At 40.7% G+C, this 24195-nt stretch carries 22 protein-coding genes and 1 CRISPR repeat array; of the genes, 12 read left to right on the forward strand and 10 right to left on the reverse strand.

Translation table 11 applies throughout. From position 1 onward, the window contains the following. Positions 1–38: 38 nt before the first annotated feature. Together V6E90_RS04865 and yiaA are read right to left on the reverse strand one after the other, a co-directional pair. The gene (locus tag V6E90_RS04865) at positions 39–467 is read right to left on the reverse strand and encodes a hypothetical protein (RefSeq protein WP_016539803.1); all 429 of its coding nucleotides are present in this window, start codon (positions 465–467) and stop codon (positions 39–41) included. A gap of 237 nt (positions 468–704) precedes the next feature. After that, positions 705–1172, reverse strand: a complete 468-nt coding sequence (gene yiaA, locus V6E90_RS04870) for an inner membrane protein YiaA (protein ID WP_332604674.1) — start codon at positions 1170–1172, stop codon at positions 705–707. A 238-nt stretch (positions 1173–1410) separates the two neighbouring features. On the opposite strand from yiaA, the gene prfA reads away from it, so the two are divergent. Both prfA and prmC read left to right on the forward strand, forming a co-directional pair. Then, complete coding sequence (prfA, locus tag V6E90_RS04875; RefSeq protein ID WP_005212840.1) at positions 1411–2499, forward strand: peptide chain release factor 1; 1089 nt, start codon at positions 1411–1413, stop codon at positions 2497–2499. Continuing rightward, positions 2499–3314: a peptide chain release factor N(5)-glutamine methyltransferase gene (gene prmC, locus V6E90_RS04880; RefSeq protein WP_332604675.1), complete on the forward strand. Its 816-nt coding sequence runs from the start codon at positions 2499–2501 to the stop codon at positions 3312–3314. The genes prfA and prmC overlap by 1 nt, the downstream gene beginning before the upstream one ends. Here prmC and V6E90_RS04885 read toward each other — a convergent pair. The 4 genes from V6E90_RS04885 to V6E90_RS04900 form a co-directional block, all read right to left on the reverse strand. Continuing rightward, positions 3311–4156 carry an ABC transporter permease gene (locus V6E90_RS04885; RefSeq protein ID WP_332604676.1) on the reverse strand — a complete coding sequence of 282 codons (846 nt, stop codon included), beginning with the start codon at positions 4154–4156 and terminating at the stop codon, positions 3311–3313. The two genes, prmC and V6E90_RS04885, sit on opposite strands and share 4 nt — an antisense overlap. 3 nt (positions 4157–4159) lie before the next feature. Continuing rightward, complete coding sequence (locus V6E90_RS04890; protein WP_332604677.1) at positions 4160–5134, reverse strand: aliphatic sulfonate ABC transporter substrate-binding protein; 975 nt, start codon at positions 5132–5134, stop codon at positions 4160–4162. Between the two features lie 194 nt (positions 5135–5328). Beyond that, positions 5329–5961, reverse strand: coding sequence for an FMN-binding negative transcriptional regulator (locus V6E90_RS04895; RefSeq protein ID WP_332604678.1), 633 nt, complete (start codon positions 5959–5961; stop codon positions 5329–5331). Positions 5962–5976: 15 nt separating this feature from the next. Then, positions 5977–7035: an AraC family transcriptional regulator gene (locus V6E90_RS04900; protein WP_065342189.1), complete on the reverse strand. Its 1059-nt coding sequence runs from the start codon at positions 7033–7035 to the stop codon at positions 5977–5979. A gap of 143 nt (positions 7036–7178) precedes the next feature. Between V6E90_RS04900 and V6E90_RS04905 the strand changes: the two genes are divergently transcribed. Both V6E90_RS04905 and V6E90_RS04910 read left to right on the forward strand, forming a co-directional pair. Continuing rightward, entirely contained in the window at positions 7179–7949 is a 771-nt protein-coding gene (locus V6E90_RS04905; RefSeq protein ID WP_332604679.1) for a 3-hydroxyacyl-CoA dehydrogenase, read from the forward strand. Between the two features lie 149 nt (positions 7950–8098). After that, positions 8099–8668 (forward strand): hypothetical protein, encoded by a 570-nt coding sequence (locus V6E90_RS04910; RefSeq protein WP_332604680.1) that lies wholly within the window; start codon positions 8099–8101, stop codon positions 8666–8668. Positions 8669–8710: 42 nt separating this feature from the next. Here V6E90_RS04910 and V6E90_RS04915 read toward each other — a convergent pair whose 3' ends face one another. Together V6E90_RS04915 and V6E90_RS04920 are read right to left on the reverse strand one after the other, a co-directional pair. Continuing rightward, positions 8711–9286 carry a flavin reductase family protein gene (locus V6E90_RS04915; protein ID WP_332604681.1) on the reverse strand — a complete coding sequence of 192 codons (576 nt, stop codon included), beginning with the start codon at positions 9284–9286 and terminating at the stop codon, positions 8711–8713. Between the two features lie 56 nt (positions 9287–9342). Continuing rightward, entirely contained in the window at positions 9343–10362 is a 1020-nt protein-coding gene (locus V6E90_RS04920; RefSeq protein WP_332604682.1) for an AraC family transcriptional regulator ligand-binding domain-containing protein, read from the reverse strand. 278 nt (positions 10363–10640) lie between these two features. Here V6E90_RS04920 and V6E90_RS04925 point away from each other — a divergent pair, with 278 nt between their 5' ends. The 8 genes from V6E90_RS04925 to V6E90_RS04960 all read left to right on the forward strand — a co-directional run bounded on the left by V6E90_RS04925 (position 10641) and on the right by V6E90_RS04960 (position 22053). After that, the gene (locus V6E90_RS04925) at positions 10641–11657 is read left to right on the forward strand and encodes a lipase family alpha/beta hydrolase (RefSeq protein ID WP_016539814.1); all 1017 of its coding nucleotides are present in this window, start codon (positions 10641–10643) and stop codon (positions 11655–11657) included. Between the two features lie 84 nt (positions 11658–11741). Continuing rightward, on the forward strand, positions 11742–12773 hold the full coding sequence (locus V6E90_RS04930; RefSeq protein ID WP_332605071.1) for a lipase secretion chaperone: 1032 nt from the start codon (positions 11742–11744) through the stop codon (positions 12771–12773). A 499-nt stretch (positions 12774–13272) separates the two neighbouring features. Further along, a CRISPR array of direct repeats spans positions 13273–17681; the repeat unit is 28 nt; unit sequence TTTCTAAATGACGTATGCCGTCATGAAC. Between the two features lie 212 nt (positions 17682–17893). Next, entirely contained in the window at positions 17894–18700 is an 807-nt protein-coding gene (locus V6E90_RS04935; protein ID WP_442881250.1) for a HesA/MoeB/ThiF family protein, read from the forward strand. A 56-nt stretch (positions 18701–18756) separates the two neighbouring features. Then, on the forward strand, positions 18757–20055 hold the full coding sequence (locus V6E90_RS04940) for an ABC1 kinase family protein (protein ID WP_065342183.1): 1299 nt from the start codon (positions 18757–18759) through the stop codon (positions 20053–20055). Positions 20056–20081: 26 nt separating this feature from the next. Further along, complete coding sequence (folB, locus tag V6E90_RS04945; protein ID WP_016539818.1) at positions 20082–20462, forward strand: dihydroneopterin aldolase; 381 nt, start codon at positions 20082–20084, stop codon at positions 20460–20462. Continuing rightward, positions 20419–20853, forward strand: a complete 435-nt coding sequence (locus tag V6E90_RS04950) for a 2-amino-4-hydroxy-6-hydroxymethyldihydropteridine diphosphokinase (RefSeq protein WP_332604683.1) — start codon at positions 20419–20421, stop codon at positions 20851–20853. Before folB ends, V6E90_RS04950 begins: the two co-directional genes overlap by 44 nt. Before the next feature lie 43 nt (positions 20854–20896). Continuing rightward, positions 20897–21448 (forward strand): DUF2799 domain-containing protein, encoded by a 552-nt coding sequence (locus V6E90_RS04955; RefSeq protein WP_332604684.1) that lies wholly within the window; start codon positions 20897–20899, stop codon positions 21446–21448. Between the two features lie 143 nt (positions 21449–21591). Beyond that, entirely contained in the window at positions 21592–22053 is a 462-nt protein-coding gene (locus V6E90_RS04960; RefSeq protein ID WP_065342182.1) for a hypothetical protein, read from the forward strand. A 59-nt stretch (positions 22054–22112) separates the two neighbouring features. Here V6E90_RS04960 and coq7 read toward each other — a convergent pair whose 3' ends face one another. Together coq7 and V6E90_RS04970 are read right to left on the reverse strand one after the other, a co-directional pair. Then, positions 22113–22748, reverse strand: coding sequence for a 2-polyprenyl-3-methyl-6-methoxy-1,4-benzoquinone monooxygenase (coq7, locus tag V6E90_RS04965; protein ID WP_023269540.1), 636 nt, complete (start codon positions 22746–22748; stop codon positions 22113–22115). Between the two features lie 3 nt (positions 22749–22751). After that, entirely contained in the window at positions 22752–24074 is a 1323-nt protein-coding gene (locus V6E90_RS04970; protein WP_262757680.1) for an MFS transporter, read from the reverse strand. Positions 24075–24195: the final 121 nt, after the last annotated feature.

Genomic DNA, 24195 nt, shown 5'->3' on the forward strand with positions numbered 1-24195 from the left:
TCTAGGCCATAAAAAAGCACCCGAAGGTGCTTTTGGAATTAGTGATGACGATGCTTTCTTTTCTTCTTGTATTTCTTAGATTGGTAATTGTCATAGTCGCGGTCTTGTCCGACTTTACGGCCTAGAGCAGAACCACCCGCTGCGCCAGCTGCAGCACCAATATAACCACCAGTCGTGCCCCCCAGGTTTTTACCTACAGTATAACCACCAACACCACCTAGACCACCACCAATGGCAGCTTCAGTACGGGTACGTTTGCTGCTTGCAGCTGCAGCGCCGCCAGCACCACCCAGTGCAGAACCAATCATTGCGCCGCTGTTTCCACCCATTTCTTTACCAATTGCAGTACCGACGACGCTACCAAGCGCGGACGTCGCAGCAACACGGGTTGCATTATCAGCATGAGCAGCAGTAACCAATGATGAGCTCGCAAAAATAGCAGCACATAACCAAGCATTTAATTTCATTTTTGACTCCGTGTCCGAAATAAAGCGGACCTCTTTTTCATGGCTGCAAATGTAACAAAGTTTGAGTATGAAAGTGTGGAGAAGCTTTTCTGAATTATTACTCTTTGGTGTCTGGATTGTAGTGTTATGTTGCTGAGCTTAGAGGAGAATGCGCGTAAGATACGATTAAACAATAAGATCGTTAAACCTTGCACAAAAAAAATGAAACCTTATTTTAAGGCTCCATTCATTTTTTAATTAATCTAAGGATTCATCTTTCGCAGTTTGCTCTTCGTGTTTGAACTGACGTGGATTGAGTTCAGTCTGCAGACGCTGATAGTTTAAGTCACGAATATTCTTTTGGGTTGCCACCACGCCAAACAGACTTAATAAAAAGGACATGATGTAAAAGCCTTTTTCACTCATGCTCAGTTCGGCATTCCATAAGCTCACCAATAAAAGACCAATACATAGGGCCATCGAAGCCCAACAGAGTCCATAATAAATCGCCGTAACAGGAATCTCTTCCAGTTGATCACGCACGGTTTTCTGCAAAGAAGCTGCGGAAAAAAGTCCATACAGCAAGATCACGAGATAATAACCTTTTTCATGCAAAGGCATATTGGCATTCCAGAGGCCGATCATAAAGCCTACACCACCTGCAAGTAATGCCACCCAACTCGCAGCGATAAAGGCAGAGGTGGGACGGTTTATAAAATTATTCATAAATTATCCTATTGTTTTATCTTTCTATTTGTCTTGCATTATTTATATATAAGCCTTGGTCAGAGAACAAGCACTGAGAACTAAAACTGAACAATTTGTGATGAAATGGGGGTGGAATAGTAAGTTCCCCTGATTCTCTATGTCTTTTAAGCAGTAGAGTCTGTAAACTATGCGCAATTTTTTGATTTTGCTCGTGCTTCGTCGGCACTGAGTCTTTAGATTTTGAGATATTCCGCCCATGAAAGCATCACTCCGTTTAAGACTCGATCAACTTTGTGATCGTCACGAAGAGCTGACTGCATTACTCGCTGATGTAGAAGTAATTTCGGACAATAAACGTTTTCGTAAATTGTCTCGTGAACATAATGATTTAACTGAAATCACTGAGGTTTGGAGCAAATATCGTCAAGCGGAAGAAGATATCGAAACGGCTGAAACGATGAAATCAGATCCTGATTTTAAAGACATGGCCGAGGAAGAAATCAAAGAAAATAAAGCACTTTTGGTTGCGCTTGAAGAGCAGTTAAATGTGTTGATGATTCCGAAAGATCCAAATGACGCCAACGCAGCCTATCTTGAGGTTCGTGCGGGTACAGGCGGTGATGAAGCAGCGATCTTTTCGGGCGATTTATTCCGTATGTATAGCAAATACGCTGAAACACAAGGTTGGCGTATTGAAGTGCTTTCTGAAAATGAAGGTGAACATGGCGGTTATAAAGAAATCATTTGCCGTATTGACGGTGAAGGCGTTTATGGTCGTTTGAAGTTTGAAAGTGGTGCGCACCGTGTACAACGTGTTCCTGCGACTGAATCACAGGGCCGTGTACATACTTCGGCTTGTACGGTTGCGATTCTGCCAGAAGTCGATGTAGACACTACAGTTGAAATTAATCCTGCCGATTTGCGTATTGATACTTACCGTGCATCAGGTGCAGGTGGTCAGCATATTAACAAAACCGATTCAGCGGTTCGTATTACCCATATTCCATCGGGTGTGGTGGTGGAATGTCAGGAAGAGCGTTCACAGCACAAGAACAAAGCCAAAGCGATGGCGTTGTTGGTCTCACGTTTAGAAAATGCCAAACGTGCAGCGGCTGATGCAGCAACTTCAGAAATGCGCCGTGACTTGGTCGGCTCTGGTGATCGTTCAGAGCGTATTCGTACCTATAACTATCCACAAGGTCGTATGACTGATCACCGTATCAATCTCACTTTATATAAGTTAGATGCAATTATGGAAGGTGATTTAACTGAATTGTTAGATAGCTTACATCGTGAATATCAAGCAGATCAGTTGGCGATGCTTGCACAGGAAAATGGCGGCTAATGAATATTGCTCAAGCCTTAGAAATCAAAGGTGAAATTGATAGCTATGAACGTCAAGAGGCGGCATGGCTACTGGAGCATCTTTTGGGTATTAACGCCTTAGAACTTAAATTAAGGCTTGAGCAAGAGCTGACCGAAATGCAGGAGCAAGCTTATTTAGATGGGCTGGCTCGTATCGAACAAGGTGAACCTTTGGCCTATGTCACTGGTTCACAACCGTTTTGGACGCTCGATTTAAAAGTCACCCATGACACTTTGGTACCGCGTCCGGATACCGAAATCCTTGTGGAAACGGTATTAAAACTGCCATTAAGTTCACAAGCCAATATTGTTGACCTAGGGACAGGCACGGGTGCAATTGCTTTGGCACTTGCGAGTGAACGTCCACAATGGCAAGTCACTGCAACTGATATCTATGCGCCGACTTTAGAGGTAGCGCAGGACAATGCGGTTCGACATGGTCTCATGCAGGTGAGGTTTGCCTGTGGGGCTTGGTTTGAGGCTTTAGAACAACAACAATTTGATTTGATTGTATCCAATCCGCCTTATATTGATCCTGACGATGTGCATATGCAAAAGCTCAAGTCAGAACCTGAGCGTGCATTGATTGCAGCTAAGCAGGGCATGGCGGATATTGAAACCATTATTACCCAAGGTAAAGACTGGCTTAAACCGAATGGCTGGATTGTGCTTGAACATGGTTATGACCAAGGCCAAGCAGTACGTGATATTTTTGAGCAGCATCATTTTAGCCAGATTAAAACAATTCAGGATTATGGACAAAATGACCGTGTGACCTTGGCCTGTTGGATTTAAGCCTGTTTGTGAATGCTATCGCGCCAACGGAGTAAACGATTTTCGAGTCGTTTCATCAAGGTGTCGCTAATTTTGCCTAACAATGCCAATAGAATAATGGCAATGATTACAATATCTGGACGTGAAGTTTCTCGCCCATCACTGAGTAGATAACCAATTCCTTGGGTTGCTGCAATGAGTTCGGCTGCAATCATAAACATCCACGATAAGCTTAAGCTATTGCGTAAACCGGTCAATATTCCAGAAGAAGCGGCAGGTAAAACAATCGAGATAACCCGTTGCAATGCATTGAGATGATAGACTTTCCCAACCTCAATCAGCTTTCGATCAACATTATGGATGGCAGCGACAGTATTGGTATAGGTTGGAAAAAATGCACCTATTGCAATCAATGTGATTTTTGAAGACTCATCAATCCCTAACCAAAGCAATAATAATGGAATCCAAGCAAGGCTTGGAATTGATTTGAGTGCCGAAAATGTTGGTTCTAAATAGGCTTCTACTTCTTTGCTTAAGCCGACCCAAATCGCAAAAATCAAAGCTAAACCACTACCGAGGGCAAAACCGACGAGCACCCGCCAAGTACTGATGTAAATGTGCTGCAGTAAATCCGTTTGAGCTAAATCCCAAAAAGATTGCCACAAGCTACTGGGTGCAGGGAGTAAATACGCTTCGATATCGCCATTTCTGACCAAAAATTCACACAATATCAGCAGCAGGATTGGAATGAGCAGTGCTTTTAACCAACGAATGAAGTTTGGGCTAAAACGCTTTTTAGTTGTTTGTACGCTTTGCTGAGCGAGAAAATCTGTTAGCCCAGCCTTGTGACTTGAGTTGCGCATCGCTTATTTCACAACTTTTTGCGCAAAACGTGGATCAAGCAGCTGATCAACAACTTGATTGACATCAGTTCCTTTTCTGACCAGATCTTCTTCTGTTAGGATTTTTCCTGATCGTTTCAGGGCTTGGATTTGTGTCGCTGAAGGAATGTTTTGCTCAAAGTTGGTACGGCTCAACTGCAATTGAGCAACGGGCAAAGGCAGTTTAGCTTCGCGGGCCAACAATGCTGCAACTTTATCTGGATTGGCTTTGGCCCATTTTCGTGCTTGTTCGTAGGCTTTAATCACCGCCTCAATCGCTTCAGGGCTTTGTTTACTAAATTCTTCTTTGACACTTAAGACGCTATAACTATTAAATCCTACATTGCGATACAGCAATTTAGCCCCAGATTGGATTTGTGCAGATGCCATTAAGGGATCAAGTCCCGCCCATGCATCCACTTGACCGCGTTCTAATGCTGTTTTGCCGTCTGGGTGTTGTAAATGCACCAGTTGAACATCACGTTTATTCAATCCGACCGTATCTAATGCTTGTAGCGTAAACAGGAAAGGATCTGTGCCTTTGGTTGCAGCAATTTTTTTGCCTTTGAGGTCTTTTAAGTTTTTGATTGGAGAGTTTGCAGGAACGACTAGAGCTGTCCATTCAGGTTGGCTTTGAATATAGACCGTCTTGATTGGGCTGCCATTGGCGCGACTGAGTACCGCAGCCAAACCGGCGGTTGAAGCGAAATCAATGCTATTGCTATTTAAATACTCTAAAGAACGGTTACTGCCTTGACTGAACACCCATTTGATTTCGGTATTGGGAAGGGCTTTTTCTAACAGTTTTTGATCTTTTACCACTAAACTGGTCGGCGCATAGTAGGCGTAGTCAAGTTTGAGCGTGGTGGGAATGGCAGCAAAACTGGAGGATATAAATACCGTAGAAAAGCCTAAAGCGAATAAAGTCTGAGAGAGAGGTAATTTAGAAAGGAAAGACATGAGATAAATCAGCGCCGTATAATGAAATATCAGCGATCTTTACATGTATCACAGAGCATCCCAACTGAGTTATTTTGATTTACAAATCTTGATAATAGATAAAAATCAAATCGATCCCAAGACACTGTTTTTATTCATAAACAATGTTGAATATTACGTTGGGCTGCTATTGAAAATATAGTGATATCCTCAGCTTAATCCTCGATATATTGCTGTACTGCATTGGCTAAACGGCTTTTACCTTGTTGTTGTAGTCCATTCACTACGGCCAAAGCATCTGGCTTTTCCTGATTTTGGCTGAGTTTAAACTTAGCTGTGATCTGTGAAATCGGAATTTCGATCCCGACAATACCTTGCAGCTCCTGAGCAATATATTCGCTGGGTGCATCTGACATTTTCCAAGGTGTTGCTTGTTTGGCTTCATGAGTACGTGTCAGTCTGGCCAAGATACCACGTAAAGATTTTTCGTCATGCAGGAAATTGATGCTTCCTTTGACATGGACGACTTGATAGTTCCATGTGGGGACATGTCGATGGTGTTGTTGTTTGCTTGGATACCAATTCGGTGAGATATAAGCTTGCTCACCCTGAAAGATCATCAAAACTTCTGTGCCGCTTTCAATTTGGGTATGCAGCGGATTATTTTTAGCAATATGTGCAACCAGTGTTGCTGTTTGATTTTGCTTATCACGTAATAAATGAAAGGGCAAATGATTGGCCTCCAAACCTTCCGCACTATGACTAATTAAAGTCGCAAAAGGATAGTCTTGAATCAATTGATATAGTTTTTCAAGATCTGTTTCTTCAAATATTTCAGGTAAATACATCCTTTACTCCTTCAGTTATTCTGAGTGGCCCAAAAGTTTTTTGTTATTGGGTGATGATTTTCTATAACTGCCTGGACTGACTCCCGTCCATTTTTTAAAGGCGCGATGAAATGCACTTGGATCATGAAAATGCAGATCATCACTAATCGTTTGAATTGAATCATTACTTTTACTGAGTCGTTCAATAGCGATATCACAGCGAATATCATTTTTAAGCTGCTGATAACTGACGCCTTCTTGCTTTAAACGACGTTGAATAGTCGCAGTCGACATATTCAGTTGCTGTGCAATCTCTTTTAGTTCATCCCATTGTGATGGTGGTTGTAGCAGCAGTTGACGGCGGATCTGTAAGCTTAATGAGTTCTCATTTTTAAAGCGTACGATCAGGTTATAAGGCGTGTGTTTGAGAAAATCTTTGAGCGCTTGTTTATCTTTTTTGATTTTATGCTTGAGATAATGCGCGTCAAACTCGATTTGGTTTTGCTCGGCATTAAATTGAATGTTCTCGCAAAAACGCACTCGATAATCTTGTAGTTCCACAGGTGGGTGGCATCTAAAACTCATTTTATGGAAGCCAATCCGTTGATCACTCAACCAGCACATTAAACTATGCACCAGCATTAGATAAGTTGAATAGGTAAACATGCGCTTTGGATGCTCACGATCATGCAAGATCAGATAAGCCTTGGTGCCACGTTGTACCAATTCACCACGAATATCATCCAGTAGCAGACTTAGGAATTTTAAAATTTCGTGGATGGCTTGCTCAAGGGTTTCGGCATTAAACGCTAATTTTGCTAATAGGCTATAGCTGCCTCGGCGCATAGGATGGCGATCCATGCCCAAGAATTCATCATTCATACTTTCTGCAAGTTCAACCCATAACTGCGCGCATTGCGTTACAGGCACACGCGCCTTGGAAGAGGTTAATAACTCTGCAGAAATACCAGCACGATTGGCGATATTGACAATATTCAAGCCACGACTGGCGGCGACACTCAATGCTTCACGAATTAAAGCATTTGAAATGGTGTCCTTAGCCGAATTAAGATCGAGGTTGAGGTTTTTGTTCATAGATCAATAAAATACAGGAGAATAATAAAATCGAATGCTCAAAAGTTGCATTAAATCTGCTACTTTTTGAAATTGTATCGGAAAAAAGTTGCCTTTAGGCTTAGTGATAAGAATTTATATCTTTAATTTGATAGGAAACGTAAATGAAAATTCAGGGAAAACATTTTGTTATTACAGGTGGCGGTTCAGGTTTAGGCGCGGCAACAGCGGAATATTTAGTCGAAAAGGGTGCCTCGGTTACGTTGGTCGATATGAATGTTGAAGCGGGGGAACAACAAGCGCAAACCTTGGGTGCAGCAGCAGAATTTGTAAAGCTAGATGTGACTGATGAAGTAGCAGCAGAGCAGTTCTTTAAAGAGGTATTGGCCAAACATGGCAGCGTTTATGGCCTGATCAATTGTGCTGGCATTGGCCCCTCTGCAAAAGTAGTGGGTAAGGATGGCGTCCATGATTTGGCGATGTTCTCTAAAACCTTACACATTAATGTCACGGGGACATTTAATATGCTGCGTTTTGCAGCAGATGCCATGAGTAAAAACACGGTTGCAGAAGGTGATGAAGATCGTGGCGTGATTGTGAATACTGCTTCAGTGGCTGCCTTTGATGGTCAGATTGGACAAGCGGCTTATTCGGCATCAAAAGGGGCTGTGGTAGCGATGACCTTACCGATTGCTCGAGAACTGGCCCGCCATTCAATCCGTGTCATGACCATTGCCCCAGGGATTATGGAAACGCCAATGTTGAAAGGCTTGCCTCAGAATGTGCAAGATGCCTTAGGACAAATGGTGCCTTATCCATCACGTTTAGGTCGCCCAGAAGAGTTTGCGCGTTTAGTCGCGCATATTGCTGAAAATTCCTATTTGAATGGTGAAGTGATTCGTTTAGATGGTGCAATCCGTATGGCACCAAAATAAGTTGAGCTTTCATTCAAACGCCGTTATGGAGATCATTTCATAACGGTTTTTTATACTTTGATGTTTGTGCTATTGAATATTGTTTCTAGAGCAATTTCGATTTAAGGTCGAAGAATAATAAAAATGATTTAACAAGAAGGATCAGACCGATGAAACCCATGATTTTTTTATCCATGACATTGGCACTGACCTTAACAGGCTGTGTCGGTAATATGAACCCGACAGGTGGCAACTCAAGACCAAATTATCCGTATTACGTTACACAACAACCGATGCTGGTTAAAAAAATCCATGTTCCAGCAGGAACCACCTTGGTTTATAAGGAACAGTACTTCACAAAAGGCAAACAAGACCAGATTATGTCAGAAAATAAACTGACCGATATTCGATTGCCCATTGGTCAAAGCATCGATTGGGGTGGTGTACCAGTTACCATGATTTCGCAGTTTTTTAATTCATCTATGCGCGGCTATTCTGTGTATGCCGATTTTAAGAAGTTAGATGCAGATAAACGAACCAGATTTTCTCAGCTATGGCAGAGTTGTGATGATGATCTAGGCATTAGTATCAAAGATCGAAAGGATTGGTCATTTAATAAAGCCAATATTGCTGATGTGCAAAGCTGTAGTGGTCTTTATCAACGTTATTTTAAAAATGACCAAGAACAGCAGCAGTTCTTGGATCTTTTATATCGTGAGTTGATGAAAATCAATGATTAGTAAAAGAGGCAAAGCCTGTTTGGCCTTGCCTGATATCCAAGATTATTTGGCCTTAACTTCTTCACCAATCAGATAAAATGTCCCACCTGCAATATAATGCAGGCTACGCAAATCTTTGCTGGCTTCTTGAAAGTGCCAATGTCCATCGTGGAATACGCGTGAATCTGCCCAAGCACCGACCACCGAACCGATAAATAAATCATGCGCTTGTTGATTGTGCGGTTCTGGAATCACTTTACAGATCAACCAAGCCAGGCTACCTGCCACCAGTGGGACTGGAAAGTCAGCTTGGTAAAACAATTCAGTTTTGCACTCTTCTAACTTACTTGGATGATCGAACTGACTGATGGTTCCGAGTTGATGCACCAGATCAATCTGCGCATAGCAGGGTACTTGCAAGGCAAAATAACCACTTTGTTCTACCAGTTGACGAGTTTTGGTACTTTTATCCAAGACTACAGTGACCTTTGCAGGCGTTAATTCTAAAGCACAGGCCCAAGCCGCAGCCATGACATTACGTTCTTGTCCGTATTGAGCAGACACTAAAACCGTCGGGCCATGATTGAGTAGGCGATAGGCTTTGGAAAGTTCAACAGCCTTCATGTCAGGGTGATTCATATAACATCCAAAAGGTTGAAACATCATCCTATTGTTGCATAAAATTTCGTAAAATTTTATTCAATTTCCCAGCGTTTAAAAGCACGATTGAAACTGGAAATGGAAGAGTAACCAAGTTTTTTAGCCAACTCATCTTTGGTCAGAAAAGGATTTAGCATCAGTTGTTTGGCTTTTTCCTTGCGCACGTCCTCATAGAGTGTTTGAAAACTGACGGCTTTTTCTTGCAGCATGCGTTGTAAAGTCCGTTTGGTCAGGTTCAACTTTTGTGCCACTTGTTCAATACTGAGTAAACCTTCGGTCTTATCGTCAATCAGATATTTAATCCGCTGTAAAATATCCTGAGTGGCAACCAGTTCATCTAGCTCTTTTTGGCACAAGGCTTTAAATTTTTGTGCGCTAAGCGGATCAGCCATACTTAAAGGTGCATTTAAAAAGGTTGCGGGTGTGATTAAGCGGGTGTTGGGTTGTTGATAACGTATTTCAGCAAAGCTGGAAGTTAGGATATCGCTAAAACGAGCGAAATAGTCAGGGCATTTACATTGCAGATCAATGCTGGGCTTAAAGTCTGGAATGAAGAATCGAACCAAATGGACAAAACCTGTTAGAAAGAAAATACAGCTGAATTCATAGGCTTGAGTATCTAATTCATCATTAAAATTCAGCAGGGAACTGTCATAGGTAATACTGTAATAGGCAGTTTGATCTTCAACTTTGAAGTTGAATGCAACAAATGAGCATTGCAAACTGGCAAATTGATTGATGGTTTCAATCGCCTCCAAGGCATTTTTGGAAATGGCAACGGTAAAACCAAGTAAGCCATGTGAGCTGATTTTTAACTGCGTGCCTGCATAAAAACCGATGCCTTGTTCCTGTGTCAGTTCAATCGTTCGTGCAATCACTTTTTTAAAGGCATTTAAACTAATTTTATAACTTAGCTCATGCAACTTTTCGATCTCAACACCAGTACCCCAAAATAAGGTTTCAGCAGCAATATCCCATCGTGATACCACCTCACTCAGTAGGTGAGCATACGAGCTACTAATAAAGTGCTGATTTTGAAGACGGGGAATACTCATAGTGCGCAGCAAATTCCATTTTAAAAGCAGATCCAGTTTATTCAGAACTTAAAGCAGTGAGTATGATTTGAAAATGTGCATTCATCGGAATTTATTCAATCTAGCGTAATTTTGGCACGAATTGTTATGATTTTGGCACAGTTTGTTTTAGTCTAAAAATCACACAAAATTTCCAAGGAGTATAATTTTGCCAGTCGTTTGTATGCTAGGAATGATTCCAGATACGAAGAAAAAGACTAAATCGTTGTAATAAAAATGAAAAATGCTAGGAGCAAAACGTGAAGAAAAAATATTTAAATGTCATGGCGCTGATGGCAGGCATGGTGGTGAGCAGCGGATCTGTGGTACACGCAGGTTTGTTTGATTTTTTTGCACCCAAGGCATCATGGCAAAACTGTAATGTGAACTCTTGTTCAGTCGGCGGTAGCACCAGTGTTACATCAAGTTATGCGAAAACCAAGTATCCAATTCTCTTGGCGCATGGGATGGCAGGTTTCTCAGCCGTAGGTCCTTTGCAATACTGGAACGGAATTACTGAAGACTTGGTTGGTAATGGTGCAAATGTATTTGTTGCACAGCAAGCCTCGTTTAATTCTTCGGAAGCACGTGGTGAGCAATTATTGCTACAGGCAAAACAAGTGTTAGCGATTACAGGTGCAGAGAAAATTAATTTGATTGGCCATAGTCATGGCTCTCAATCAGTTCGTTATGTCGCGAGTTTGTTGCCAAACAAAGTTGCGTCAGTCACAGCAGTCGGTGGGCCTACCAAAGGATCTGATGTGGCTGATGTAGTCGATTCAGTGGTTAAATCACCTGCGGGGCCAGTCTTGGCACCTGTAATCGCAGCAGGGGTGAATGCCTTCTTCTCGCTAGTGGGGATTGGTTCAGGACATTATTATGATCAAGATGCACTGGCGGGCTTAAATTCATTAACCACTAGCGGTTCAGCCAACTTTAACCAACGTTTTCCTGCAGGTGTACCAACCACAGCATGTGGTTCGGGTACTGAACTGGTCAATGGTGTACGTTATTATTCTTGGAGTGGAACCAGTCCATTTACCAATGCATTAGATCCGATGGACTATGCATTAACTGCAACATCGTTACTGATCTCAGGGGAAAATGATGGCTTAGTGCCGCGTTGTTCGAGCCATTTGGGTACTGTGATTCGTGACAATTACGCATTTAACCATTTGGATGAAGTCAATCAAATTCTGGGTTTAGTTGGATTCTTACAAAATCCAGTCACCCCTTATCGGACTCAGGCAAATCGTCTGAAAAATCTAGGCTTATAATTCATTGATGACAGGAGCAATCCGTTGCTCCTGTCATGTTTAACGGTTCAAACAAAGAAAGAATGATAAATAGAGCAAGGGATGATGAACGGTAAATTTTTAAATAATAAAACCATTAGCTTAGTTTTGATTGTATGTTTATTGCTCTTGTTGGCTTTAATCTACTGGATATTTAAACCAGATGCTCAAAATACGCCACATGAGCCAAGCCAACAGGCTCAATCACAGCTTATAGGCAATGGTTTTGAAGCTGGCCAGCAAAATAATCAAAAAGGCAAAATGCCAGAATTGGCTGCTTCATTACGCGGTACAGAAATTGATTGTCCAATTCAGGTAGATGCCAACGGTAAATTAATTTTGACGGTCGGTATTCGTAGCTGTTTCGATTATTTCTTTTCCAGTTTAGGTGAAAAAACTGAAACTGAACTGATTGCCGATATTCGACAGTATCTCACTGCGACTTTACCTGACACAGCTTCGAGTTATGCAAGTTATCTGTTAGATCAATATGTGGCCTATACCCATGCCTTAAAAAATATAAAACCAACGGGCAACTTTAAGACGGGTGATATTGAAGGCTTTCAGAAAGTGATTGATCAGATGTATAAAGTACAGCAGCAGTTTTTTAATGCAGCTGAGATCAATGCCTTATTTGGCAATGAACGTAATCTGAATCAGTTTAATATTGATCAAATGCGTATCCATGCCAATAAAACCCTGAGCGCTCAGCAAAAGGCAGCTGAATTGGCGAAACTGATTGATCAACTTCCGAGCACACTGGCGGATGGCGTTCGGGTTTCGATGCAATTTGCTGAATTGCAGCAATTAACTCAAGAGGTGCGGGAAAAGGGTGGTTCTGCTCAAGAGCTACGGAATATGCGTGAAAGTTTACTAGGGCCAGAAGCGGCGGATCGTTTAGAGAAAGTTGATCAAGAAGAAGCAGGATGGCAAACACAGGTCAATGGTTACTTGGCAGCACGTGACCAGATTTTAAAGAGTGATGCCACGGATGCCAGTAAACAGCAGTCAATTGATCAGTTGCGTAATCAATCCTTTGGAACTAAAGAGGATTTATTAAGAGCGCAGTCATATGAAATGATGCATGATCGGAAGTAGGGCAAAAGGAATAGATGTAAATATAATCAGTAATAATTTTATTAGGTAAGTTTGAATATGTATGTGGCTGATTATATTGGTTTAGCATTGATCCAAGATATGACAGATAAGAGTTTGCCCCAGTCGGAAGTCGTGATTAAGGGAAAAAAGACAGGGGTTGTGGTTGAGGGTAAAGTGGTAGAAGGTGTGGTTTGTGTATATTCTCACTGCTATCTGCTTTTCCTTACCCATGATTGTATCTTTGAGGAAACTTTAACTTTGGCGTTAGTCGATCTGCATAAAAATAGCTTGTTGGAGACATTGTGGATAGGGCTGGTTTATCAGACAGATATCTTTACTGGCCCGAGGATATGTGATGATAAAATCTTATTTGAATTTTTAGCTGAAAAAACGTGGGTTCTTCAAGTATTGCAAACTGCCAGAATTCGATTTCCTATTTCTTTAAACACTTTGATACATCGTGGTTTTCAATTTAAATCTTATCTCCAGTTAGAACATTAATTTATGTGACGTATGCCGTCATGAACTCATTGCTGCTTTCCTTTTTGGAATCTTGGTCTTTCTAAATGACGTATGCCGTCATGAACCCTCTTTGATTACCGTTGAACGTTGCCAGTGATTTCTAAATGACGTATGCCGTCATGAACTAGTGGTTCAATCAATTATCAAACGGGTACTTTTTCTAAATGACGTATGCCGTCATGAACCTATCAAGGTGCAGCAGACCAGTTTCCTGAGTTTTCTAAATGACGTATGCCGTCATGAACACATGAACAGCCAGAATTACTGCTGCGTCTCTTTTCTAAATGACGTATGCCGTCATGAACTGATAGCTGTTCCGACAACTTCTTTATTCTGATTTCTAAATGACGTATGCCGTCATGAACATTTCTTTGCAGGCGGTGGCGGTGCAAGCACTTTTCTAAATGACGTATGCCGTCATGAACAGGTATTTGAACAAATTTACGCTGTAATAAATTTTCTAAATGACGTATGCCGTCATGAACTGATAGCTGTTCCGACAACTTCTTTATTCTGATTTCTAAATGACGTATGCCGTCATGAACAGTGAGAATCAATTTCTTCAAGCGTCCATTCATTTCTAAATGACGTATGCCGTCATGAACGCGGATCCGCAACGAAAAACCCAATACCTAAATTTCTAAATGACGTATGCCGTCATGAACGAGAAGAAAGAAGGAGGAAACAATGGCTGAGTTTTCTAAATGACGTATGCCGTCATGAACATTTTGCTGGAGATGCCTTGATCTGGACATAATTTCTAAATGACGTATGCCGTCATGAACAGAAATTGACTTTAACCAGCAATTGCCTGAGTTTTCTAAATGACGTATGCCGTCATGAACAGGATGTTTAAACAATGATTTGCTTACTTTATTTTCTAAATGACGTATGCCGTCATGAACAGTGAGAATCAATTTCTTCAAGCGTCCATTCATTTCTAAATGACGTATGCCGTCATGAACAGGATGTTTAAACAATGATTTGCTTACTTTATTTTCTAAATGACGTATGCCGTCATGAACTTCTATTGGAAATGGTTGTGAGACTTTCAACTTTTCTAAATGACGTATGCCGTCATGAACTCGGATTTGGTTTGTATTTTGGCTATTTGTATTTTCTAAATGACGTATGCCGTCATGAACCGTGGAGTTCTGGCTGATAAAATTTTTCTGAATTTCTAAATGACGTATGCCGTCATGAACTGCGAGAAAGAGCATCTTTCTTGGCTGTCTTATTTCTAAATGACGTATGCCGTCATGAACTACAACCAAAATCGAACGCAATTGCGCTTAATTTTCTAAATGACGTATGCCGTCATGAACATCAAGGCAAGTACTATGCATACACGCAACAATTTCTAAATGACGTATGCCGTCATGAACACCACAGAACCATCAGGCGTATCTCTCCAGTCTTTCTAAATGACGTATGCCGTCATGAACTTTCCACACATACGTGTTTCCGCGGAGTAAAATTTCTAAATGACGTATGCCGTCATGAACTTTTGCACCGTGTTTGGGTTTGTGTAATCACTTTTCTAAATGACGTATGCCGTCATGAACACAACTCGACCATCTAAAGCCTGAATCGCACTTTTCTAAATGACGTATGCCGTCATGAACTCCAACAAATCAGCTTGGCTTGGCATAGTTATTTTCTAAATGACGTATGCCGTCATGAACGATCTTTCTTTTCGAATTCAACGAAAGTGAAATTTCTAAATGACGTATGCCGTCATGAACTAGGCATTTGCTTGGTAGTAACAACATCATAATTTCTAAATGACGTATGCCGTCATGAACGATGGAATGCAAAACTTGGGTATATACACAAGTTTCTAAATGACGTATGCCGTCATGAACGACATCACGCGCTACTAACTGGTAATACAGTTTTTCTAAATGACGTATGCCGTCATGAACTCAGCGCGGATTTTGTGCCGTCTGCTTATCGCTTTCTAAATGACGTATGCCGTCATGAACCTTGAAAGTTACTACTGAAGGAAAGTTGGTTTTTTCTAAATGACGTATGCCGTCATGAACCATTTATGTGTGATGCTTGCGATTAACTTTTCTTTCTAAATGACGTATGCCGTCATGAACCGTGAAAAACAGAAAATCGTATCAACGTTCTTTTTCTAAATGACGTATGCCGTCATGAACCTTAACGTTAGTTATCGCCGCGTCCTTAATGTTTTCTAAATGACGTATGCCGTCATGAACAAAGTGGAATAGCAAGCAAGATAGCCGTTTCTTTTCTAAATGACGTATGCCGTCATGAACAAATCTTGCGAATTATTCAGCTTCACTTGTTTTTTCTAAATGACGTATGCCGTCATGAACATGGGTAATCATAATAGATACAGCTCGAACAATTTCTAAATGACGTATGCCGTCATGAACGCCCCATCCGATCCCTATCAACTGCAATCATTTTTCTAAATGATGTATGCCGTCATGAACATGGTTTCCAAGAACTTGAGAAAGTCGCCTCGGTTTCTAAATGACGTATGCCGTCATGAACTCTTCGCAGGACTGCATTTAAGTTCGACATAATTTCTAAATGACGTATGCCGTCATGAACCTTCTCGTACATCAACGAGAGACATATCAACATTTCTAAATGACGTATGCCGTCATGAACTTCAGCAGGTTTCGGTTCTAACGGTTTATTTTTTTCTAAATGACGTATGCCGTCATGAACTGGTCGGCTTACTTATAGCTGTCTATTTCATTTTTCTAAATGACGTATGCCGTCATGAACTCCAGCAGCGTGAGGGTGTTCCAGCAGCGTGATTTCTAAATGACGTATGCCGTCATGAACAAAATGACTTTCTCTCCAGTAGAAGGAGAAAATTTCTAAATGACGTATGCCGTCATGAACACTGTAACTGCCATAAAGCTTTTCTCCTAAAATTTCTAAATGACGTATGCCGTCATGAACAATCAACTGTACGCTGTCTTGGTGCGCCTGTTTTTCTAAATGACGTATGCCGTCATGAACATGTGGCTTAATTCTTTGAGAACGGTTGAAGGTTTCTAAATGACGTATGCCGTCATGAACTGCGATTTACTCCTTAGATTTTAAATCTGCAATTTCTAAATGACGTATGCCGTCATGAACGCTTGGATTCACGATTGGCTGCTGGTCGAAAATTTCTAAATGACGTATGCCGTCATGAACAGGCAAAAATGGTATTTGACTGGGATTTTACTTTTCTAAATGACGTATGCCGTCATGAACAATGGTGCAAAATTTCGCTATCTTGAACAGTATTTCTAAATGACGTATGCCGTCATGAACGTTCAGGACGGTGCATCATTCAAAGGCTATTTTTTCTAAATGACGTATGCCGTCATGAACAGGAATTGATACTATCAGCGGTGATAAGGTTGTTTCTAAATGACGTATGCCGTCATGAACATGCTTGGCCAGTATGTCGCACCAGGTGAACATTTCTAAATGACGTATGCCGTCATGAACTAGTCCCAACAGGACTGCCAGATTCATCAATTTTTCTAAATGACGTATGCCGTCATGAACATCCACTAAAAAAGCACTCATAATCCTCTACATTTCTAAATGACGTATGCCGTCATGAACAGATTTATGAGGCATCAACTTCTCAACATATTTTTCTAAATGACGTATGCCGTCATGAACGGTATGACCCGCTTTTAGACTATACAGACGGCTTTCTAAATGACGTATGCCGTCATGAACATATGCAGATCTACACGGTTTGGGTTTGTAACTTTCTAAATGACGTATGCCGTCATGAACTAAACAAAACCAATTTGGCTCTAGTGATGAGTTTTCTAAATGACGTATGCCGTCATGAACCCTGAGACTTTCAAACCGCCTTGATTGTCTTTTTTCTAAATGACGTATGCCGTCATGAACATGCAATCATCACCTACATCTATGCAGATCCTTTTCTAAATGACGTATGCCGTCATGAATACTCAGATGGTTTTTCTGGGACAAAACGCTTATTTCTAAATGACGTATGCCGTCATGAACTTGAGATCGAATATTCAGCTGATGGGCGTGATTTTCTAAATGACGTATGCCGTCATGAACCAGGATGATGCGTGGTCTATTTTATCGAAGATTTTCTAAATGACGTATGCCGTCATGAACGACATTCATCGACTGCAAGAATTGAGTTCTTATTTCTAAATGACGTATGCCGTCATGAACTTTTCATTTACAACTGCCTTCGCCCACTTGTTTTTCTAAATGACGTATGCCGTCATGAACTTATGTGCACGCACAAGATGATTAATGACATCTTTCTAAATGACGTATGCCGTCATGAACCAGTACAACTTATTGGGGTGGAGAAACCTCTATTTCTAAATGACGTATGCCGTCATGAACTATAAAATAATGAAAATAACATAAGCTAAAACATGAAGTTATACTCAAAAGGCTTTAATACCCAAAATTTCTAACTGATGTAGTAACTTATTGATTTTATTAAACTGTTAAAGAGTAAGAAAAATATTGGGGTAAAAATAGCTTTTTGTCAAAAGAAAACAGTGTTGGTTCTAATTTATTACTTTCCTCAGAACCTACATCGACTTAAAATCATGAACACTCTTGATGATAAAGAAGTAAGTCCCGTGTCAGACCATTTAGAAAACGAATTTGAGCTAAGTAATGAGGAAATGCATCTCTATAGTCGTCAGATTTTATTAGATGGTTGGGATATCGAAGCACAAGAAAAACTAAAACTTGCCAATGTGCTAATAATCGGCGCAGGCGGTATCGGCTGTACCAGTGCTGAGCTGTTAGCACGTGCAGGTGTAGGTAAAATTACCATTGTCGATGCCGATACGATTGAAATGAGTAATCTACAAAGACAAATTGCCTTTACGACAAAAGATTTAGGTCGATACAAAGCAGAAATACTGGCAAAGCATCTAAAAGACATTAATCCGCATATACAGGTCAATTATCAAAATATACGATTCGATGAAACGAATGCTGATGAACTCGTACAGCATCAAGATGTAGTCTTAGATGGCTGTGATAACTTTACAACTCGTTATCTGGTTAATGCAGTATGTAGAAAACATCAAGTACCTCTGATTAGTGCGTCAGCAATAGGTTTTGAAGGGCAGATGTTTATGGTGGATGCTGATTCAGCCTGTTATGAATGTTTATTTCCGAAAGAAGATCATGCCAATGAAGGACTGCGCTGTGCGGAGTCAGGTGTATTAGCTACCACTCCTGTAATGATAGCGTCATTACAAGCACATCACACTTTACTGTTTTTAGGCTTAGGTTTGACCCCACTCAAGCAAAAACTATTGCTTTGGAATGGCTTAAATTTAACGCAACGTATTCTTAAATTTGAAAAAGATATAAATTGTCCTGTTTGTCAGGCAACTTGATCGGTAAATTGAACAAAATTTGCTAAACTAATGCCATCTGTGAGGCAAGAAAGATTATGAAAAGAAATATTTTATTCGATGGATTACGCTCTGTTGCACGTATTGGTGAAACAGTGGTGGTTGCAGCACAAGCAGGTGTGAGGTATGCAACTGAAAAACCAAGCAACGCCAAACTGATGCGTGAGACCTTTGAGTCGCTTGGTTCGACTTATATCAAACTGGGGCAATTTATTGCCAGTACGCCGTCTTTATTCCCACGTGAATACGTTCAGGAATTCCAAGGCTGTTTAGATCAAACGCCAACCTTACCATTTAGCTATATCCAAAAAGTTTTGGCAGAAGAGTTTGAAGGGCGCAATCTCAATGAAATTTTTAGTTTTATTGATGAAAAGCCTTTGGCTTCAGCTTCAATTGCACAAGTCCACGCCGCTCGACTCGTTACGGGTGAAGATGTGGTATTAAAGGTGCAAAAGCCAGGTGTTGAAACCATTCTTTATACCGACTTGAATGTGGTGCATTGGGCAACAAAGCTACTTGAAAGAGCCGTGCCAAAAATCAAGTTTGCATCACTTTCTGAAATCGTAGATGAGATCAAAACACGGATGGTTCGTGAAGTTGATTTTATTGAAGAAGCTCAGAATCTGGATGACTTTATTCAGTACTTGAATGTGTCAGGTAACCAAGCGGCAACTGCGCCAAAGGTTTATCACCAGTTTTCAACGCGCCGTGTGCTGACCATGCAGCGTTTATATGGCGTATCATTAACTGATTTTGATGTGGTCAAACAATACGCTAAAGACCCGACGCAAGTCTTGATTACTGCGATGAATACTTGGTTTGGTAGTTTAATGCTGTGTAAGAGTTTTCATGCTGATTTACACGCTGGCAATTTGATGCTGCTGGAAGATGGTCGTATCGGTTTTATTGATTTTGGTATTGTTGGTCAGTTAAACCCGGAAGTTTGGACCGCATGTATGGCGTTTATGGATGCTTTACAGCATACCAATTACAACGCAATGGCTGAGAACATGCTGAAAATGGGCATGACCCATCAGAAAATTGATACTCAAGTCTTGGCTGATGATTTAGAACGTTTATTTAGTGGCGTGTTATTGGCAGATCCACAAGAAATTCTGAGTTCCAATCCTGCAGATTTGAATGACATTATGATGGATATGGTGGCTGTTGGTGAGCGTCACGGTATTAAATTCCCGCGTGACTTCGCTTTGTTATTCAAGCAAATGCTATATTTTGATCGTTTCATGCGTGTTCTCGCACCATATACCGATATTTATGCTGACCAACGTTTAAAAATGGTTCACAATATTGAACCTGCTTCGTTTTTAAAGCATTAATTTATTTATCGGTTCATTAGGTCATTATGGATGCCATTATAATTGAAGGGTTGAAGGTTGATACTGTCATTGGTTGTTTCAGTTGGGAACGCCAAATTATTCAACCTTTAATGCTAGATCTCACCATTCATAATGATCTAACGCAAGCTGCACAATCAGATGAGCTAGAAGATACGCTCAACTATGCGCAAATCTGTGAGCTTGCAGCACAGGTGATTCAACAAGCCAAACCCAAACTAATTGAGCATGCAGCACAATTGGTACTTGAATGTCTATTTACCACCTTTCCCTCGATTGAATCGATCAGTATCACCATTCGCAAACCCGCCATCATTGCACAAGCCAATGCAGTAGGAATTCGCCTTGAACGCAACAGAAACAATTTTTGCGCTCGCACTGGCGAGTAATCTCAAGCAACAACAGAATTTCACTTTTGCTTATCAACAAATCGAAGGTTTAGGCATAGTGGAATTTTCTCCAATTTATGAAATTCCATGTCGGGATGGAATTGGTGCTGATTATTGGAATTCAGCCTGTTTATTAAAAAGCCGACTCAGTGTTGATGAGGTGACTGAAATCCTGAAAAAACTAGAAGCGCAATCTGGTCGGGTTCGCCCATCGCATCAGATCAGTTTGGATATTGATGTGATTGCATGGGGTGAAACTTTAGACCGTATGCAATTTAATCCAAAAAAGTTACCATTGGCTTTGGATGTCAAAATTCCTTTATATGATTTATGGCAGCATGCAGATTTAACTTATCTTCAAAGTATGCATTATCCTGTCATTACAATGTAATTGTTTGAGTGGCTAATGCGATAATAATTAGGAAGAATTCTTGATGAAAATAGTTTTACTTTTATCAACTTTAACGGTTTTACTTTCGGGCTGTGCGACCATGAGTGTCGAGCAATGTAAAACAGCAAATTGGTTCAATGTAGGTGAAAAAGATGGTTCAGAAGGACGTGATTCACGCTTAGATAAATATTATTCTTCCTGCCAAAAAGCCAATATTGTGCCGAATCAGAAGCTGTATGAACAAGGCTATCAAAAAGGCTTGGGTTATTACTGCCGACCAGAAAATATCTTTAATGAGGCTTTAGAAGGTCGTGGCGATATTCGCGTTTGCCCGATTGAAAAGCGTGAATCCTTACGTAGTTATTACCAAGTTGCCAATGAATACTATCAGGCAGATTCAGAGTTTAATCGCTCCCAAAATGATATGAACCGTTATTTAAAAGAGCTGGAGCGTAAAGATCTGCCGACCAAAGTTCGGGAAGAGTATAAAAAAAGTTTATACGATCTACGCATCAATAGCAGTTGGGTACAGTCACGTTATCATCAAGCTGTCAGAGATCTAGAGCGTTTTAAGGCAGAACATGGTTTATATTGAACCGTTCAGTTTTAACATCTGATGAAAAAAATCCATGGTTGCAATCCATGGATTTTTGTTTGTGACGAAACACATTTGAGTTACATACGCCCGTATACAGGGATGTTTAAATAGATAACAAGCGAATAATGAAGGAATTATTTATGCAAGCCAAGTTACTTATTGCTCTAGGGATTATTCTCTGTGGCAGCATGAACTCAGCCTATGCAATTGATGCCAAATATAGACAACAATTAGAACAATCAGGTTGTACTCAAGTCAGTGAAGCACAAGGTTGCGATATTAGCAAAAGCAAAGCGGAAAATAGCAAGGCGGGTTTTGTCGAGCAAACGGTAGATGTAGCAAGTCCGAGTGCATCAATAACACAGCAACCGCAGTGGATTGCAGAAAGATCAGATGGCACGGCTTTGGCTGTAATTAAAATTGATCAGCAACAGCGAGTTTGGGTGAATGATACGCGTGTTATTGCGGTGAAGAAGAATGACCAATTGAGTTTTAGACAAGGTAAAATTGATTACACTATTTTTACCGATTTGGACAAGCAGTCGCAAAGCTTTTGGAGTGACCGTTATTCGACCGATAAAGGTAAAATTGTGTTTCGTTAATTTTGATGATGTAAGCTAAATCAAAAGGGAATTAGCTTTCGATAATTCCCTTGGATAAGTTAAAGATAATAACTGGTTTTAGTCATTAGTTTCGAAATAGCGGTCATAGTAATCCGTACAGGCGCGGGTAGGTTCACGCCACCAGCTTCTAAGGCAGTATCACGATGATGTAACTCGTCTTCATTCATTTGTACGAGGATTTTCCGTGAACGTTCATCATGAGCAGGTAGTTGCTGAATATGCTCTTGCAAATGCTGACTCACTTGGCGTTCAGTTTCAGCTACAAAACCCAAGCTGTATTTGTCGCCTGCAATACCTGCAATTGCACCCATCCCATAAGATAGGCCGTACCAAATTGGATTTAATACACTGGTGTGGCTATCCAATTCTTTTAAGCGGTCTTCGCACCATGCCAAATGGTCTTGTTCTTCAATTGCTGCTTGCTGCATTTCTTCACGCACATGCGGTAGTTTTGCGGTGAGTGCCTGACCGTGATAGAGCGCTTGAGCACACACCTCACCACTATGATTGACGCGCATCAAGCCAGCAACATGACGGGCATCACTGACACAGAGTTGTGATGGTTCTTCATCGGCTGGGTTGCTGCGCTGCGCACTAGTCGCACCAGGAACTAAACTACGTAAGGCTTGATCAAAGGAATTAATAAGTTTATCGAGACCAGTGTAATGACGCATATATTAATCCTCTAATGTATTGGGTGCATTTTCTAATAAAGGTTTTAGGCGTTTTAATAACCAAAATGAAAAAATAGCACTTAAAACAGCGGTAATGGTAAATAAGATTTTAATATCAATTTTTAAAAAGCTTAAGATTAAAATAGAGAAAACTGCAGAAGAGACCATAAATACAGCATTTAAAATGTTATTTGCTGCGACAACACGCGCACGATGTGAGCGTGGTGAATAGGCCTGCATCATGGCATAGAGTGGCACAATATAAAATCCACCACTAATGCCCAGTAAAGTCACTGCCAGCATGACATGGTAGTAGACAGCACCGAGCGTAAACATATCTTTTAAGCTGAGTAATTCACCTGTACGCTCAGGGACAAAGGCGAGACTTGTAGCCAAATACAGGGCAAATACAGTTAAACCAATTGCGCCATAGGGCACCATCTTGATATTAATATCCGAACCCCCGATTTTTCTGCAAAGTAAAGAACCTACACCTATACCAACCGAGAAAAAGGTGAGTAATAGACTCACTACATTTTCTGATGCATGTAGGTTTTGTTGCGTCAGTTGTGGAATCTGGGTTAAATAGGTTGCACCATAGAACCAGTACCAAGAGTTACCCAACAAAATTACAAATACAACGGGGATACTTTTGGCATATTGGATAGTCTGAAAACTGGTGCGAATAAAGTTCCAATCAATTTTTAAATCAGGTGCGGCGACTTTCTGCGGCAAGATAAAACGGCTACACAAATAGCCTAAGCAAGCAATAGTGATAACAGTGACACTGATCCAAAGTAGATTACCTTCTGAAGTGGCAATCACTGCACCACCTAAAATCATCCCCAGCAAAATTGCAATCGATGTACCTGACTGAAACAAGGCATTGCCTGACATCAACTCTTGCGGCTTTAAAATTTCAGGCAAAATGGCATATTTGATTGGACCAAAACAAGTGGAATGGGTGCCCATTAAAAACAAGGCAAATAATAGTAACCATAAATTCCCAAGCAGGAAGCCAGCAGTACCAATCAACATGATCACGATTTCTAATATTTTAATAAAGCGAATCAGTTGTGAGCGTTCGTATTTATCTGCGATTTGGCCGGCAGTCGCTGAAAAAAAGAAGTAGGGCAAAATGAACAATAAGGCTGCTAAATTGTTTAATGTGCTGATTGATGCACTTTGTTGTTGAATCCACCCATAGGTAATCACTAGCAGTAGCGCTTGCTTATATACATTATCATTCAGTGCGCCAAAGAACTGTGTGAAAAACATCGGGGCAAACCGACGTGATGTCATTAAGTGCTCATCTTGTTTCATCATGTGTTCACTTCATTGTGATTTATAAAAAAATGTGACGAACTGTAAAAATGTGATGAAATGCATGTATGATACCTAGGTCTGATTGGATGAAAAATCAAAGATTTGAAGTTATTTCACCCAT

The organism is Acinetobacter sp. ESBL14 (genome assembly GCF_036668815.1).
Classification (GTDB): Bacteria; Pseudomonadota; Gammaproteobacteria; order Pseudomonadales; family Moraxellaceae; genus Acinetobacter; species Acinetobacter gyllenbergii.

Excerpts from the sequence above, each read along its gene's own strand:
- V6E90_RS04960 (WP_065342182.1), top strand. The coding sequence starts at position 21,592 with ATGCAAGCCAAGTTACTTATTGCTCTAGGGATTATTCTCTGTGGCAGC.
- V6E90_RS04890 (WP_332604677.1), bottom strand. The coding sequence starts at position 5,134 with ATGTCTTTCCTTTCTAAATTACCTCTCTCTCAGACTTTATTCGCTTTA.
- V6E90_RS04970 (WP_262757680.1), bottom strand. The coding sequence starts at position 24,074 with ATGATGAAACAAGATGAGCACTTAATGACATCACGTCGGTTTGCCCCG.
- prfA (WP_005212840.1), top strand. The coding sequence starts at position 1,411 with ATGAAAGCATCACTCCGTTTAAGACTCGATCAACTTTGTGATCGTCAC.
- prmC (WP_332604675.1), top strand. The coding sequence starts at position 2,499 with ATGAATATTGCTCAAGCCTTAGAAATCAAAGGTGAAATTGATAGCTAT.
- V6E90_RS04905 (WP_332604679.1), top strand. The coding sequence starts at position 7,179 with ATGAAAATTCAGGGAAAACATTTTGTTATTACAGGTGGCGGTTCAGGT.
- V6E90_RS04915 (WP_332604681.1), bottom strand. The coding sequence starts at position 9,286 with ATGAATCACCCTGACATGAAGGCTGTTGAACTTTCCAAAGCCTATCGC.
- yiaA (WP_332604674.1), bottom strand. The coding sequence starts at position 1,172 with ATGAATAATTTTATAAACCGTCCCACCTCTGCCTTTATCGCTGCGAGT.
- V6E90_RS04940 (WP_065342183.1), top strand. The coding sequence starts at position 18,757 with ATGAAAAGAAATATTTTATTCGATGGATTACGCTCTGTTGCACGTATT.
- V6E90_RS04955 (WP_332604684.1), top strand. The coding sequence starts at position 20,897 with ATGAAAATAGTTTTACTTTTATCAACTTTAACGGTTTTACTTTCGGGC.
- V6E90_RS04920 (WP_332604682.1), bottom strand. The coding sequence starts at position 10,362 with ATGAGTATTCCCCGTCTTCAAAATCAGCACTTTATTAGTAGCTCGTAT.
- V6E90_RS04930 (WP_332605071.1), top strand. The coding sequence starts at position 11,742 with ATGAACGGTAAATTTTTAAATAATAAAACCATTAGCTTAGTTTTGATT.
- V6E90_RS04910 (WP_332604680.1), top strand. The coding sequence starts at position 8,099 with ATGAAACCCATGATTTTTTTATCCATGACATTGGCACTGACCTTAACA.
- coq7 (WP_023269540.1), bottom strand. The coding sequence starts at position 22,748 with ATGCGTCATTACACTGGTCTCGATAAACTTATTAATTCCTTTGATCAA.
- V6E90_RS04900 (WP_065342189.1), bottom strand. The coding sequence starts at position 7,035 with ATGAACAAAAACCTCAACCTCGATCTTAATTCGGCTAAGGACACCATT.
- V6E90_RS04895 (WP_332604678.1), bottom strand. The coding sequence starts at position 5,961 with ATGTATTTACCTGAAATATTTGAAGAAACAGATCTTGAAAAACTATAT.
- V6E90_RS04935 (WP_442881250.1), top strand. The coding sequence starts at position 17,894 with ATGAACACTCTTGATGATAAAGAAGTAAGTCCCGTGTCAGACCATTTA.
- V6E90_RS04885 (WP_332604676.1), bottom strand. The coding sequence starts at position 4,156 with ATGCGCAACTCAAGTCACAAGGCTGGGCTAACAGATTTTCTCGCTCAG.
- folB (WP_016539818.1), top strand. The coding sequence starts at position 20,082 with ATGGATGCCATTATAATTGAAGGGTTGAAGGTTGATACTGTCATTGGT.
- V6E90_RS04865 (WP_016539803.1), bottom strand. The coding sequence starts at position 467 with ATGAAATTAAATGCTTGGTTATGTGCTGCTATTTTTGCGAGCTCATCA.